Origin of the sequence: Bacillus sp. NPDC060175 (genome assembly GCF_042728695.1) — a bacterium.
Taxonomy (GTDB): domain Bacteria; phylum Bacillota; class Bacilli; order Bacillales; family Bacillaceae_G; genus Bacillus_A.
This window is the reverse complement of the sequence record NZ_JBHWYR010000032.1, coordinates 23,536-39,857: the sequence shown is the minus strand read 5'-3', so window position 1 is coordinate 39,857 and position 16,322 is coordinate 23,536. Positions and strand designations below refer to the sequence as shown.

Annotated in this window: 12 protein-coding genes; 4 read left to right on the top strand and 8 right to left on the bottom strand. The window is 34.1% G+C overall.

Annotation, left to right across the window (positions count from 1 at the left end; translation table 11 throughout):
• Positions 1–15: 15 nt before the first annotated feature.
• Complete coding sequence (locus ACFWDE_RS16865; protein ID WP_377893452.1) at positions 16–552, bottom strand: DUF2812 domain-containing protein; 537 nt, start codon at positions 550–552, stop codon at positions 16–18.
• A 7-nt stretch (positions 553–559) separates the two neighbouring features.
• The gene (locus ACFWDE_RS16860) at positions 560–877 is read right to left on the bottom strand and encodes a PadR family transcriptional regulator (RefSeq protein ID WP_029442661.1); all 318 of its coding nucleotides are present in this window, start codon (positions 875–877) and stop codon (positions 560–562) included.
• Between the two features lie 206 nt (positions 878–1,083).
• Here ACFWDE_RS16860 and ACFWDE_RS16855 point away from each other — a divergent pair, with 206 nt between their 5' ends.
• From ACFWDE_RS16855 to ACFWDE_RS16845, 3 genes are read left to right on the top strand one after another with little or no spacing between them, the layout of a single operon-like run.
• Positions 1,084–2,013, top strand: a complete 930-nt coding sequence (locus tag ACFWDE_RS16855) for an AAA family ATPase (protein ID WP_377893450.1) — start codon at positions 1,084–1,086, stop codon at positions 2,011–2,013.
• A complete protein-coding gene (locus ACFWDE_RS16850; protein ID WP_377893448.1) occupies positions 2,010–3,173 on the top strand; it encodes a DUF58 domain-containing protein in 1,164 nt (387 codons plus the stop codon). The genes ACFWDE_RS16855 and ACFWDE_RS16850 overlap by 4 nt, the downstream gene beginning before the upstream one ends.
• Positions 3,148–4,257 (top strand): DUF4018 domain-containing protein, encoded by a 1,110-nt coding sequence (locus ACFWDE_RS16845; protein ID WP_377893446.1) that lies wholly within the window; start codon positions 3,148–3,150, stop codon positions 4,255–4,257. The genes ACFWDE_RS16850 and ACFWDE_RS16845 overlap by 26 nt, the downstream gene beginning before the upstream one ends.
• Positions 4,258–4,325: 68 nt before the next feature.
• On the opposite strand, the gene ACFWDE_RS16840 is transcribed toward ACFWDE_RS16845, so the two are convergent.
• Positions 4,326–5,777: an MFS transporter gene (locus tag ACFWDE_RS16840; RefSeq protein ID WP_377893445.1), complete on the bottom strand. Its 1,452-nt coding sequence runs from the start codon at positions 5,775–5,777 to the stop codon at positions 4,326–4,328.
• Between the two features lie 355 nt (positions 5,778–6,132).
• Positions 6,133–7,350, bottom strand: a complete 1,218-nt coding sequence (locus ACFWDE_RS16835) for an aspartate aminotransferase family protein (RefSeq protein ID WP_377893443.1) — start codon at positions 7,348–7,350, stop codon at positions 6,133–6,135.
• A 303-nt stretch (positions 7,351–7,653) separates the two neighbouring features.
• On the opposite strand from ACFWDE_RS16835, the gene ACFWDE_RS16830 reads away from it, so the two are divergent.
• Complete coding sequence (locus ACFWDE_RS16830; protein WP_377893441.1) at positions 7,654–9,033, top strand: catalase; 1,380 nt, start codon at positions 7,654–7,656, stop codon at positions 9,031–9,033.
• A gap of 217 nt (positions 9,034–9,250) precedes the next feature.
• On the opposite strand, the gene colA is transcribed toward ACFWDE_RS16830, so the two are convergent.
• From colA to ACFWDE_RS16810, 4 genes are all read right to left on the bottom strand, one after another.
• Positions 9,251–11,887 (bottom strand): collagenase ColA, encoded by a 2,637-nt coding sequence (colA, locus tag ACFWDE_RS16825; protein WP_377893439.1) that lies wholly within the window; start codon positions 11,885–11,887, stop codon positions 9,251–9,253.
• Positions 11,888–12,398: 511 nt separating this feature from the next.
• A complete protein-coding gene (locus tag ACFWDE_RS16820) occupies positions 12,399–12,905 on the bottom strand; it encodes a hypothetical protein (RefSeq protein ID WP_377893438.1) in 507 nt (168 codons plus the stop codon).
• A 113-nt stretch (positions 12,906–13,018) separates the two neighbouring features.
• On the bottom strand, positions 13,019–14,773 hold the full coding sequence (locus ACFWDE_RS16815) for an adenine deaminase C-terminal domain-containing protein (protein WP_377893436.1): 1,755 nt from the start codon (positions 14,771–14,773) through the stop codon (positions 13,019–13,021).
• A gap of 355 nt (positions 14,774–15,128) precedes the next feature.
• The gene (locus tag ACFWDE_RS16810; protein WP_377893434.1) at positions 15,129–16,295 is read right to left on the bottom strand and encodes a serine hydrolase domain-containing protein; all 1,167 of its coding nucleotides are present in this window, start codon (positions 16,293–16,295) and stop codon (positions 15,129–15,131) included.
• Positions 16,296–16,322: the final 27 nt, after the last annotated feature.

Sequence of the window (16,322 nt, the reverse complement as noted above, 5' to 3'; positions counted from 1 at the left end):
CCCCTTTCTATATTTTTAAAGGATTTCATTTTTTAATTTTTTTATCTTCCAAAATAACCTTACAAATATATACACATACATACAACCTAAAAATCCAATTACACCTTTTATCAAAATTGGAATCCTAACTTCCGAAGAACTTAGGAAACTAGGAGTCATGCATAGCATTGCAAATGAAAAAACAAATACAAGAAATTTAAATAAGTCTTTAAACTTTTCAATTTTCGTCTCTTTTTCCGAATATATATCTGGCAACTCGTTATCATCACCTACTTCTTTGCAAAAATAATTCCATTTTGTAAAACTCGTTACATGTTTCCATCCACACATTTCATATATATCAATATATTCTTGTTGTTTTTCTTTCGAATCTTTATAATCCAATCTAAAATCCGCTTTATATACTACATCTTTCGGCTCAGTTTTCTTAAACGTATACATTACGTTATACTTTTGTAAAGCCCAACCCTTTTGATGCATTTTTCTCAAAAAGTCTTCTTCTTTTTCTAAACTCCATGCCGCGAAAAATTTGAGTACCTTCTTTGTCTCCATCTTCCATTCACTCCCCTAAAATACTATTCCCATTTTTAACCGAACGCTGTAATCTGTTGTACTCTAGCTCCAACACTTCTCTCCCAAATGGTGTTAACTCATAGCACTTTTTTCTGTCTGTAGATGCTACTTCAACAATTAACTTTTCTTTCAATAACTTCGTCGTATTCCCGTATAAAGTACCAGGACCGAGCTTTACTTCCCCATTTGTCATCTCTTCTACCATTTGCATAATTCCATAGCCATGCATTGGCTTTACGAGTGACAATAGTATGTAATACGTTGCCTCGGTTAATGGAATATATTTTTGTGCTTTCACATTCATTATAACTACCTCCGATACATCGTCTTATGATATATCGACTTACGATATATCATATATCGACATTGTATAATCATATTCCAAAATATGCAAGTGTAATTTTAAAATTAAATATCCATTTCTTCGAATTAAAAAATCATGTCAATTTTCTGAATAATTTGTTAAAATATAGAAATACTAGCTCTTTTATTATGAAAGGAATGTTACATATGATTAATAAATTAAAAGAAAATATAGGATCTGTGTTTGTTGGTAAGGAGAATGTTATTGATCTACTACTCGTTTCATTACTTGCTGAAGGCCATGTACTGCTTGAAGATGTTCCCGGTACTGGGAAAACTTTGTTAGCGAAAACTATTTCAAAAAGCATTGGTGGTAATTTTTCTCGCGTTCAATTTACCCCTGATGTACTTCCGAGTGATGTAACAGGTATTGAATATTTCAATCCGAAAACGAGTGAATTCGAATTAAGACTTGGACCAGTTATGACAAATATTCTACTTGCAGATGAAATTAACCGCGCGATGCCGCGAACACAATCTAGTTTGTTAGAAGCGATGGAAGAACGACAAGTAACTCTTGAAAAGCAGTCTACTCCTCTTCCGAAACCATTCTTTGTTATTGCGACGCAAAATCCGATTGAATCACAAGGAACTTTCCCTCTTCCAGATGCACAACTTGATCGCTTTTTAATGACGATTTCAATTGGTTATCCGTCTCCTCAAGATGAGCTAAAAATGATGCGTCGTTTTCGTAGCGATACACCTTTAGAAAGCGTCACATCTGTCATCTCTTTAGAAGAAATTTTAGAAGCACAGAAACGAGTAAAAGCCATTTTCGTATCCGAACCGTTAGAACATTACATTATTAAGCTTGCTCACGCTACAAGAAATCATGATTACATTGCTAACGGTGTAAGCCCGCGTGCTACATTAGCTTTAGTACGTGCCGTTCAAGCATTAGCCTTTTTACGCGGCAGAGAATATTGCACACCTGAAGATATACAATTTTTAGTTCCTTCCGTTTGGAATCACCGTATCGTCTTATCGATGGAAGGTGCCTTACGCACGACAAAAAATGAAATCACGCAAAGGATTTTAAAAGAAGTTGACGTACCTGTGGAGATTGAACAAGCATGAATGGACAGCGCGTTGTAACTGTACCTTTATTTTTTCAACTCCATATTATTCAATTAACTGTGCCAGGCGCTATACTATTTACGTTTTTTCTGCCGCAACGAATTATTATGTTTCTCTTTTTCTTCTACTATTTATTTGCGATTTTCATTTATAAATATGTCGCTTACATAGAGAAAAGATTTCAAGTTATAAATGAAAAACAAACAACTCGGCTTTTCCCTGATGAATCTGGACAGTTTTTTATTCATTTAAAAAATGGTGCAAATATACCACTCGTTAACGGCGTTTGTTATTTTCATTTAAATTCATCTCTTATACCGCATAAAGATCAAGGAATTGAACAAATATCAAAAACATTATTTTCTTTCCCATTTTCACAACCTGCTCATTCAGCACAAAAATGGGATTTAACATTAACCGCAACGAAGCGTGGTGTCTTTCAAATTGAACAGTTTGAATGTGTTTTAAAAGATCCTTTTCATTTATTAACTGTACATTTACCTGTTTTCGATAAATTAAAGACTGAAATCATTGTATATCCTACCCCTAAAGAAGTAGCCGGTTTACAAGAACTTCAGCAACTATTAACAGGTTCGTATCGAACGAATTTCTCTTTTTACAATGATGAAACATCCATTATCGGTGTTAAACGATATGAACGTGAATCTTTCCGCTCTATTCATTGGAAAGCATCTGCTAAAATGCAGGCGTTACAAGCGAAGCAATATGAACCTGTAAAAAATTATAGTTGGACAATTTGTCTTTCTTTAGCTGCTGATCGTGGGTTTGGTTGGAAAGAAAATGTAGAAGACCTTATTTCATTTACAACGTACATTTGTCAATTCGCAACGAAGCATCAAATTCCGTTTGAGCTATTTATTAGTGTTTTAGCAGAAGGTGGCCCTTTGCTTTTACCATTAAACGAAGGACAAACACATTACGCCAAAGCGTTAGAAGAATTAGCACGTATTTCAGATGATAGTACGCTACTTCCGAAACAAGGATTTCTTCACTATGTAACGAGAAAAAGGGAACGCTCATCTACAATGATATACATTGGTTTGCAGAAAAAGGAGCTCCCTCTTCTATCTCAGCCTACGTTCCTCATTAATAATGAAGGGATGGTGGAATCAGTTGAAAACTTGGCTCTATCACGTTAATGACTTTATTCTGCTCCTCCTCCTTTCGTTATTAACAGAAAGGGACGAACTAGTTGGTATTGCTATATTTTTAGTGACCGGTTATGTAGGAGTATTTCTTATTCATAAATTTATGAATAAAAAAACAACAGGTTTTGTACTACTGTTAGTTATTCAAATAATCGGTTGTTCTTTATTTCTATCTTTCTCTATTTTAGGCACAATATTATTACCACTGTTTTTCTTTATCGTACACTCTGTTGGACCGGGATATCCAGTACAAAAATCGTTAGGCGGTATTGTATGGTTTGTCGTTTCAGCTATATTTTATGCCCCCTTTCCGCCATTGTGGAAATTGTTACTATTAACTTTACACATTATGATTACATTTTGGTTAACAGGTTCCAATCGTAATCAACAGCTATTACGTTTCACTTCTATTATTACGATTGGAATAATTAGCGCTTTACTTATTCCGGTATTTCCTTATATTCGGCTTCTTTTTTCTTATATCATACAAGTAGTTGCCTTAGGATTTGGTTATGCTTTAAATCCATTGTTCTCGGCAGCTGCATTAAAAGATACAGACGACTTTTGGTCGAATAAAGGAAATTTAAAAGATCCTCAAATTAAAGAGGAATTGGGGCAGCGTCCTTTTGATCCAACTCTCATTAATAGCATTACAATAATAGCCTGTACAGCCGTCGCTATTTACGTCGTTTGGAAAATAGTAAAAAAACGAAAACACTTAAGTTTACCAAATATGCCTGTCTTTGAATCTACAATCATTACTGATAAAGAAGGAATTAGCCAAAAACGCTTCAAACAAAATAAACCACCAAATAACGAAATTCGAAAAGAAATTTTCAAACTTGAGAGTAAGCTATCCCCTCCTTTAAACCGAGAACGAGGAGAAACTGTTGAGGCTTGGCTAGAAAGAGTAAATCATGAAGAAGAGGTAAATATTCAGAGTCATATTATTATAGACGCGTATAATACAGTACGGTATTCAAATGGTGAAAACACTGTACTTTTGCATAAATTTAAGGAAGAAATTCATAAGCTTTATGCATATCAGAAGAGTTTAAAGAAGAAGAGAAAATAATGTATACAAAAAGACTCCTATTAAACTAGGAGTCTTTTTGTATAAAAGTCCACGTTGCTTTTCACAAATTATGCTTTTTTTCCTGCTTCAATTTCTAAAGATTCTTCATGCCACCAAAGTGTTTCTTCAGGATCCTCTTTAGCAATTTGATGTGCTTCTTTTTTCGATTCTACGGTAGGATAAGATCCTTTTAATGCACGTCCTGATGTTGTAACAAACAGTACACTAAATACAACTAATCCAATTACACTTACACCTGTTAAATAAAATGCTGGTGCCAGTGGATTACCAGTCGCATGAACTAAGTATGAACATACAAGCGGCGTTGTACCACCGAATATAGATACAGAAATATTAAAGGAGATAGAAAGTGCACGATAACGTACATCGGTGAAAAAGAGTGCTGGTAATAACGAAGGCAATGTTCCTTCATATACACTTAGGAAGAAACCTAAAATGAAAATACCCGCAAACATGGCTACAATATGTCCGTTACCAATTAATAAAAATGCTGGAATTGAGCATAATGCTAAACCAAGTAAACCAATTTGTACTACTCGTTTATTACCAACTTTATCACTTAATTTACCGAAATAAAGTGCCAGTGGAATCATAAGTGCCATCGTAATTGAAATAATTAATAAGCCAGTTGTTTCTTTGACTTTTAGTACTTGTGTTAGATAAGAAGGAATATACGAAAGGATCATATAGTTTGTAATGTTAAAGAAGGCAACAATTACTGTGCTTAATAAGAAGTCTTTTTTGTGATATTTTAATATATCCATAAATGAAAATTGTTCGTTGTCTTCAGATTCCTCTTGTGCTTTTTCCATCTCTTGAAAGATTGGAGATTCATCTAAATGACGTCGTAAATATAAACCGACCAAACCAATTGGTGCAGCAATTAAGAAAGGAATACGCCATCCCCAGCTGAGCATTTGCTCATCTGTTAATAATAACGTCAAAATGGTAACAATTACCGAGGCAGCAATGTAACCTGAGAGTGTTCCAATTTCAAGACCACTACCGAGTATACCACGCTTTTTATCTGGAGAAGATTCTGCGATATAAACCATTGCTCCTGAATATTCGCCGCCTGTAGAGAAGCCTTGAATCATTCGAGCAACTAAAAGTAGTATTGGTGCCCATACACCAATTTGTTCATAGGTTGGTAGTAATGCGATGAATAATGTAGAAAGTGCCATTAAAATAATAGTTGTACTTAAAACAATCTTTCGGCCGTATTTATCTCCTATTCTACCAAAGAAAATACCTCCAATTGGTCGAACTAGAAAGGCCGCCGCAAATGTACCAAATGTAAGTACAAGTTGCAAACCACTATCATTCACACCCGAGAAGAATAATTGACTTAAAATAACCGCTAAATAAGCATATAATCCGAAGTCAAACCACTCCATTGCATTCCCTATACCAGTAGCAACGACTGCTTTCCTGGCTTGTTTAGGATTGACAATATTAACGTCTTGAGGTTCAAAATTTAAATCATTATTTTGTTGCATATAGTAAAACAGCCCCTTATTTAATTTAACTTCTTTCAGCACACCTTCTCTTACTAGAATAAATTCAATACGAAGCACTTAAGGAAAAGCAACGTCTCCTTATCTGTTATTATTGTTTCACATAATTAAGTATTTGTCCAATGAGATGCTTTCCAGGTTAAGGAAATAAGTATTTAAAAAGCTGAAAAAAACACTATATTAGTGCCTTTTTCAGCTTTTTATTTTTTATTTTTTTCAGAGCATGAGAGAGCGTTTTTCTCTCCTATTCTCCTTTTGTTTGTATTTAAAACAAGTCACTTTTCAGCTTCAAATCATCACAGATAATTTCATCGTAGTAGAAATCAAATATTTATTTTTAAACACTAGCTATAGCTACCAAGCTATGAATACAAGAAATCAACTCATTAACAAATGTATCAATCTCTTCTTTTGTAATAATATATGGTGGAAGCAGACGAATGATATTCCCTTGAGTGACATCGACTAACATCCCTTTGTTCATTAGCTCTACCTGTATTTTCTTCACATGTTCATTCGTATCATTCACACTAATACCAAACATCATACCAGCATGACGTACTTCCTGAATATAATAAGAATTCTCTTTCTGAATTTCTTGTAGTTTGCCATTTAAATATAATGACGTTTCATAAGCTTCTTGCATTAAACCATCATCCATTAATGTTTTTAATACCGTTAAACCTAAAGCCGTTCCGATTGATGAATGAGCAAATGTTGTTCCGTGATCTCCTGGTGAAAATACATTACATAACTTTTCACCTACAATGATTCCTCCAAGCGGTATCCCACCTCCTGCTCCTTTACCAATTTGAATAATATCCGGTGTAATATTGAAGTTTTGATAAGCAAATAGTTTTCCAGTTCTGCCCATACCACTTTGTACTTCATCAACAATTAGAATTACATTATATTTATCACATAGATATTGAACACCATGTAAATATTCACTTGATAAAGGATAAATCCCCCCGCTTCCTAAAACAGGCTCTAGCATAATTGCAATTGGATTTTCATTAATAATTATTTTTTCTAGATCCTCTAAATTTTCTCGTTCTACTTCATATACAGGAATGGATGTTTTAGGGAAATTTTGATATATACTTTCTTGTCTTGTAAAGTGAAGAGCTCCTAATGTTCGTCCGTGGAAACTACGTTTCAGTACAACGACTCCGTCACGTTCTTCATTCGTAATAGATCTATATTTATCAATTAATTTTAAAGTTGTTTCTGTCGCTTCCGTACCAGAGTTTGTAAAAAAGACTTTTCCATTTTTTAAAGAGTAATCAACTAATTTCTTTGCATACTCAATCGCAACTGGGTTTAAAAAATGAAAAGGAAGATGCAACGATTTTGTAACTTGCTCCATGGTCGTTTGCACAATTTTAGGGTGATTGTATCCTAATACGTTTACTCCTACACCAGAAAATAAATCTAAATACTCTTTACCATCCACATCATAAAGTTTACAACCTTCTCCTCTTTCTATCGCAACCTTCGTACGACAATACGTAGGCATAATATATTCTTTATCTAATTGAAACCAATCCGACATGTTAAATTCCTCCTAGTTATTTTTTCCCGTTTTTCATGTTCATTATCTATAAATTCATTTACAAATTAATTTTTAAGATTGAAATTTTAATAGTGGTTTTCTTCCACCTCTTAAATACAACGTGTTATTTCTCTTCCCGATATTCATTTTTCCATAATTTCTTCTATTTCAACAGGTCCACTGCATGTGCGTTTTTTTCATCTAGCGGTATGTTACCAATTTGAACTTTGTATGTAATACATAATCAAGGCTAAAGAATCATATTTAGTAACAATCGACGAAAAAAATTTGGAGGCTAAATCGATGAATGAAAAATATGATAAACAGAGGCAATCTTTATTAGGAGAAGACTTAAATAAAAATCGAGAACGTAATGAACCAGCTAAACTTCACTCTCAAACAGTTGGTTCACGTGGACCTGTTTTAAAGCAAGATAGTGTACTGCATGAGGCGTTACAAGAATTTATTCATGAAAAAATTTTAGAAAGACCTGTTCATGTAAAAGGTTACGGTGCATTCGGTTATTTTCAAACGATATATCCGATGTCTGAACATACAAAACTGAGCTTTTTACAAAATTCAAATGAGAAAGTTCCTGTTATGGTTCGATTTTCATTTGCTGTTAGTACGAAAGGAACACCTGATACTGCTAGAAATGTACGCGGTTTTGCTACAAAATTTTATACAAAAGAAGGCGTATTTGATCTTTTATGTAATCACATTCCTGTCTTTTCCGTTCGTGATCCGATGCGTTTCCCTGAGACTATTAAAGCACTCTTACCTTCACCTAAAAATAACTTAATAGACCCTAATAGATTTTGGAGTTTTGTCGCTACAGCACCCGAATCCATTCATTTTGTTGTCCATTTATACTCTGATGCTGGTACCGCAAAAAGTCTTCGCCACATCCCAGGACATAGTGTAAATACATATGTTTGGAGAAACGCTGAAGGTAATCGAAAATATATAAAGTATCATTGGTATCCATTTGAAGGTGTACAATTCATTACTAGTGCGGAAGCAAATAAACTAGCTGCGGAAAACCCTGATTATAGTGGGAAAGATTTATACGATGCAATTGAGGCTGGTAAACCAGTCGAATATGGTTTATATGTCCAGCTCATGGATCCAAAAGATGAAGCACATCTTTCTTATGATCCTTTAGATGATACAAAAGTATGGGATGAAAAGGCTTATCCTCTAATACCAGTCGGTAAAATGGTGTTAAATAAAAATCCTGAAAATTATATGGAACAAGTAGAAAAAGTGTCCTTCTCTCCTTCTAATTTACTGGATGGTGCAGAATTGTCTGATGATAAAATGCTACAAGGTCGTGCTAACATTTATAGTGATTCTCAAAGAAGAAGAATTGGACCCGAATTTCGTAAAATAGCGGTCAACCAACAGCAAAATTGGACACCCGCTAATCAAATAACAAGCGGTGACGGAAGGTACGTTGAAGGAAAACTCGAAAGGATTTCTATAACTAAACAGGATGACTTTAAGCAGGCTGGTGAATTTTATACGAAGTTACAACCGATAGAAAAAGAACATCTTGCTGAAAATTTAGCTAATGATTTGAAAGTTATATCTGAGGATATTAGAAAGATAGTTATGGGGTATTTCAATCAAGTATCAACTGATTTGAAAACAAGCATTGAGACAAAAATGAAAGAGCATTAAGAAGATTAAAACATGCTTTACGAATGAGAATTCAAATCTATATTAATTATTTTCTTGTCAAAATCCAATGAGGTTATTTAATTTTAAAATATAAAGCCAATATACCCCTGCTCTAATTATAGAACAGGGGTATATTGAAGTAGTTTAATATTTAACATTAAATGCTTTACTTCGCTAAAAAATACAACTAGCAGCCTCTCAAACCAACTATAGTAAACTATTTTACTTCCACTGTATAATTCCCTGTTCCCCCGCCATATTTATATACACTTAAATAATATTTCCCTGGCTTCGCATTATAATTTCCAAGCAATTTGTTTCCATCACGTTTTGTTGCGTAAGTTACATAATTATTTAAGTCTGATTCAGAATATAGTACCCAGTTCAATCCAATGTTTTGTTCGTTCGTAATAGTAATTTGTAAATCTTTTGGGTCCTTTACATCAATAACAAATCGGTCAACCTGATCTTGATCGCTTAAGTTTCCTCTTAGTAACGTATTTAAAGATAGTGGATTCGCTGTTTCAAATGAATTATTCGGTTCTTTTTCTACAGCCGTACCTTCTTCTGTATTCACTCCACTAAGTACAACATCATATTCAAATTGTCCAGCATTATTAACACGGTAATTTACAAAATAAGCAGTCAATGTTTTATATCCAGTCCACTCTTTTCCTGAAAGACGTTTCAACATATCATTCGTTGCTTGATTCATCACTTTCCAGTCCTCAATTTCTCCTTTTGCCGCACTTCCTGTATATGTTCCCTGTAGTGTAAATGTATTAAAGAATTGTGATTTATTTTTTGTTACCTTCACATCTTTTAACTTTGCTTCATTTGTGATCTCTGACGTAACGTCCGAAAGCGATTTTGGATCATGCTGAGTTAAATACTCATCTGATACTTGTGGAATTGTATACTTATCACGATTATCAATAAGCATTTGCATATAAGATTGATATTCTTCATTTAATTTATTATCTTTGCTTAATGTAGAACGGTATGCATCGTAACTTGAAACATCATTTGCACGAATTAAATCATGCACTTTATCGAACATTTCAGGACGGTTATTATACATATATGATTGCAATGCAAACGAATAGTTATAAAAATCCCACGTTCCATATCTCGCATTTAATGTTTGTGCTGCTGTATAACGTTTTGCAGGATCATAAGATAATCCACCAATTATACTTTTTCGCGGTACTACACTATCTAATCGCGTTGAACCTGCAAAGAACTCTGCATTCCCTTCTTCAAACCATGTTAAACGTTCATCTTGATACATTTCCCCTTGTCCCCATAATCCCTGAACCTCGTATCTTCCCTGTAAGTAGTGCGTAAATTCATGGCGGAACAATTCTTCCAAACTATAAATACTTTGCTGTGGTGTACGTTCATATGTAAAGAAAGTCCCTGTTCCTTCAATATAAATCCCACCATTATTCGTTTCATATCCGTACAGTTGACGATTAAATTGATACTCATCTGGACTATTATAAATAACCATCGTTAACACGTCATCAGCATGTCCATTTTCAAGTGGTTTATCACTACCAACTGTACGATAAAATTGAGAACGAACTTCTTTTGCCGCCCAGTATAGACGCTTAATTTTCTCTTCACTAACTTTATCCCCAGCTTTAAAGACAATTGCTCCATCATCAAACGTATACGTTTTCGGTAAATATTTCTTTTTACCATCTTCTCGAATTTGATCTAAATTTATTGTTTTTCCGTTCGCATCTACTCCTCCGTAATTTGTAGTAATTTGTTCTGCCGCAACAAAATATTGCTCCCCAAAATGCGGATAAATCCTCATCGCTTCGGTAACAACTTGCTGGCCTTTTGTTGGTGTACTATAAAGCTTGCCTAATCGACCAGCATAATAAATTCCATTATTAATTAACCAGCCGTTTTTATTTGTTACTGTACCAATTAGTGCAAAACGATTTACTTCATTTATAAAGTTATCAATATTTCGATACCACATCGTATCTTTTGGCTCTTTTTCAGTCGTGTACATATCCGTCTGAATATCAAAGTCAATTCCCTTCATCAACTCATAAATAGCGTCTCCTTTCGTTCGATCTTCAATGAAAGTTGCAAGATTATCGTTATATTGTTTAAAAATTTCACCTGCATATAAAACCGTTTCAACATCAGCCGATGCATTTCCAATTAATTTTCCATACGATGAAATAACTTTATTTTGTTCTGATGTACCAAGTTTGAAATTCGGATTTTTTGCAATTGTTTTTAAAGCCGGTAAACATTTATCATGGTAGCTACGCTCATTTAGTTTGCTTAATTCATCATGGTAAAAACCTAAATAAAATGCTGCACGTAGAGCTTCTACTAATGTTTCAATCCCTTTTGAATCATCTTTCGTATAAGTTTGACCTTGTTCTGCTAGTTTATCAGTGATTGCTTGCATTCGACTATCATCTTGATAGAACTTGAGACTATCACTATTAAACTGAAATAACTCCGGGATTTGATACCATTTAATCGTCACAAGAAGATCAGTTAATTGTTTGTTGCTTAATTGATTTAGTTCGGCCATCGAATACTTTTTTTCTTCAGCTAACGGTTTAATATTATCGGTTGGTGCTAGTGGGCGCTGCGATAAATCCACTAACTTTAACCGTTTTGTAAAAGATGCATTTTCTTGTACTGTTGAAGAGTGCGCCAACTCATCAACGGATTTCTGTATTCCTACCGGCTCCATTTGTAATACGTTCTTCACATTTTTCTCTTTTGTCTCTGCTTGAATTTGCAAACCATTGCATGATATTGTCACTAGTCCCACACCAAGAATCAGCTTAGAAATTTTTGAATATTTAACCATACCATTGCCCCCTAATAATTTAAAAGAAAATTCTGAATTTTAAAACCAGAACATACTTATTTGTATGTACTTACAGTTCCGCTATAAATACAAGTATGATCAATGATGCAATAGTAGCTTGTTTTATACTATTACGAATACAGACTCCTTAAATACAATTCCCCTTCCTTACATTTAATACAAGCAAAAACTGTGCCAATGATATTTCTTATGAATAGCCAACATTCTTTTATTAATACTGTAGAATAAAATATACATAGATGGTTCAGCAATGTATAAATCTTTTGACACAAACTCCGCTCTCTTTTTATGATAAAAAGATCCGTTGAAAATTATAAGCACATTTACTAGCAAGTAATTTGCAATATACACCATCCTAAATGTTAATAACCTCAAAAAAAGAAGGTAAGTATACATAAGGTTAATATGTATACTTACCTTCTTCTATAGCGAGCTTTCAGCGGATAAAAACAACATTAATTAGTATTTCGTTACACCATTATATGTTATGCTACTCATTTCTCTTTTTCATATAGTCTTTTTCACATTGTAACGGTTTGTATTCAACAATCTTTCCTTGTTTCTTTTTTGTTTCGATTACTACCCATTCTCCTTTTTGTAGTTTCAAATGCTTCATAACATTTGTATCGTCTATTTCTTTATATAGTAAGAAAGCCTCGAACGGTTTTACGTATAATCTCAGATCTCCCCTATATCCTCCATTAGAAAAAACTTTCGTTAACGAATTATAATAAGAATCATTTTCCCGTCCACCATACATCAAATGCGCAGCCTCTAAATCACTTTTACTTACTTCCATAAACTCACCTTCATTAATATTTATATCGAAAGTAGATTTGATGTCCTTCATTATGTTTTTCACATACTTTTCATCACGAATTTTACTTTCCTCTAGACAATCTGAAGATAACCTTGATGCATCTGATTGGGAATGTACAACATGTTGAATAGATCCACATAAAACAAAGACGCTTAAAATATACAATATTTTTTTCATTCTTACATATCACCTCAAATAATTTAGATACTATATTATTTGAGGCTTACGATATTCTTATACTAAGCATGAGAAAGGACCTATAAAATAGACTTTTTATAGGTCCTTTCCTTTTAATATTGCTTTATCAAGTTCACCGGTGACGCAAGTACCTTACTACTTTTCACATCATATAATCCTATAGGTGTTACTCGTATAAATGGCAAGTGCGTCGCAGAAAAGAATAAAATCGTAAATGCTGGATCGTTATAAGAATAACCTCGTTCTTGCAGTAATTTCACCATCATTTTCTCTTTATGTATTAATGCGCTCATTTTTAAATCGGACATAATCCCGAGTAACGGTAATGCAATTTCGTGTAACACTTCATTTCTTTCTGCTATTACCATACCGCCACCGAGCTCTTTTACTCTATGAAAGGCTGTAAGCATATCTTCTTTCCTTTTTCCAATAAGAATGATGTCACCTGTACCGGAATAAGAGCTAGCAAGACCTCCTAATTCATTCGCAAAGCCTTTCACAACTGTATTCACTCGCCAAGTACCATCGCGGGCAATCATCATTAGGAAACATTCATCATGTTCCATGGAAAGTTCCTCAACGTTTAAGTCGATTTCAGTTACATATGGTTTTGAAATAACATCATTTAATAATTTTATACCTGTTGTTTCAGAAAAAATCATATCTTCTTTCTTTAAAGACCAGTCTAGTTGTAGAGGGGTTACTTGAAATTCATCCCATTCTATACGTAATGATTTATTTTTATTTTCTCCATCACGTTTCATCCATTGTCCTTTTGCAATTACACTAATCGGCACCGGGTTTTCTTTACTTTCCAAAATATTAATATTGGCGATTCTCCCTGTGGCAATCGCGCCATGTAAATACTCCATATTATAATAACGAGCAATGTTATAGCTTGCCATATGGTAAGCATCTATTACCGGAATCCCTTGCTCAATCGCTATTTCTATCAGTCTATTCGTCATTCCATTTTCATAAAATGACGGATGTGAACCGTCTGTTGTGAAAATGAATCTATCAAATTGTTTCACACCTAATTCCAATAGTTCTTTCAGTAAAACTTCTAAATCCGGCCGAATAGAAGAGTTTCTTAGAGAAACAGTATAACCTTGCATGAGCCGAGTTAACGCCTCTTGTCCAGTCATCGCTTCATGATCACAATCCGTACCTAATAGTTTTAACTTTGCTAAAGTCGTTTCAGATGCCCCCGGAAAATGTCCTTCTACTTTTTTCTGTAATCGTTTTGTTTCCTGCACCCAATTTAACATTTCATCATCGCCATGTAATAGTTTTGGCCATGCTGTTAACTCGCCGCCTTGAAGAACCGCTTCATGCTTTAACCATTCTATTATTTCTTCACTATTAAATAAAGATTCCCCGTTTTGCAGCTCAGTCTGCCCATCAAAACGACACCACCAATACATACTTGCCGGAATCTTTTTAAATTCATCTAATAAACGAAAAGCTTCTTCACGTTGTAATGTAAAAAATAAAGTTAAATTATCATTAATAAAAGTTGTTGTCCCAAATTGCATCGCATGATTTGCTAAAGTTTCTGGATTATATAATTGATATGGATGTGCATGCGGTTCTATGTAACTAGGAACTACATATTTCCCTTCGCAATCAATAACTTCACAATCAGTTAATCGCTCTGGCAGTTTTTCTCCTACGTATACAATTCGATCATCATATACCCAAATATTCGCTATCGTCCATTCACGTAAGTATGAATTTAAATACGTTGCATTCTTTAATAAAATGTGCGGACTTCTCGTGCCATCTAGTACTTCAACATGTTCTCGTAATTGCTTATTACTCCATTTATAATGATTTTGTCCCAATGTACTCAACTCCAAATCTATTAATTGTTATATTGGTTAAAACGAGCAATAGTTAATCAACTAAAGTATTCTCCATTCATAACTCCCCTGTATAAATCCCTATAACCTTTATTATATGGAATGGTTGCAAAAATAACAATTTTCAGAATTAAAGGTATACCTCTTTGCTCCAAAATAAAAAGGATGTCATGCAACTGACATCCTTTTTATTTTTATACTAAGCAATAAGATTGATTTTCACTTTGAAATACACTTGATGCCATATCATAGATGCTAATACTGTCCATAGTTACAAAATTTAAAAAGCACCTCTTTTATATACAACAATAGCAGAATCCAATTCATTTTCTTTTTTCTATTTATTAAATTCAATTTGCATCATTTTATTAAACTGCGTACCAATATCAATCGCACCTAAAGAGTTAATACTGACAGACAATGTATGTTTGCCTCCAATTACTCCCCCAGCAAAAGTTGTAAATCCAGGAATTGCCCCTCCGTGACCCCAAATTGAAACACCGTTTGGAAGTTTAGTCTCATAGATTCCAAGACCATATCCATCACCAACACCTTTTCCTTCTACAGGAACTGTGGTAAGCATTTCTTTTAGTTGATTTTCCCTCAGTAACTTACCACCGAGTAAAGATGAAAAGAACTTATTTAAATCGTCCGCATTAGAAATCATATCTCCAGCTGACTTAGCTAAACTCGGATTATAATACGTTATGTCTTTCAACTCGCTTGTTCCTTCAATTTTCATATACCCTCGAGCATGATTCTTTCCTGGGATAACGGTTGAATTCCCTGGTAAAAACGTATTTGACAGATCCAAAGGTTCAATAATTCGCTTTTCAATTTCTTCTGCATAAATATTTCCAGTTATTTTTTCAATAAGCATTCCTAATATTACGTATCCTGTGTTTGAATACGACCACCCCTTACCTGGCGAAAAATCAGGCGGTAGAGAAAGCCCCATTTTCACTATTTCTTCTGCTGTATACGTTTTTTTTGAATTCATTATGTCAGCGTCTTTTGACTTTAAGTATTCAGCTATACCACTCGTATGATTCAAAAGTTGACGTATCGTAATTTGATTGCCATCATACCCATTTCCTTGAATGAGACCCGGTAGCCACTTTTCAATTGGATCGTCAAGTTGTAAGCGATTTTCTCCTACTAATTGAAGAACAGTCGTAGCAGTAAAAGTCTTCGTCACACTACCAATCCGAAAGCGATAATCCGATTTCATCGGTTGCTTTGTACTTAAATCCGCCACGCCAGCAGTATAACTACTAGTTTTTCCGTTGTTAGACGTCTTAGCTAATATCCCTGGCGTTCCAAGCTGTACTGTTTCCTGCATTACTTGTTTCCAACCATTTCGGTTCTTTTGATCATGTGATTGTGACGGACTAGATAAATTTTGAACAGACTCTGCTTTCACAGTAAAACCTGGTGTGAATAGAGTAGTACCCGCTAATAAAACTGCCAAACTTGCTAACTTAATTGAATTACATTTTTTCATAAGGCTTTCACTCCTCTATTAATATCG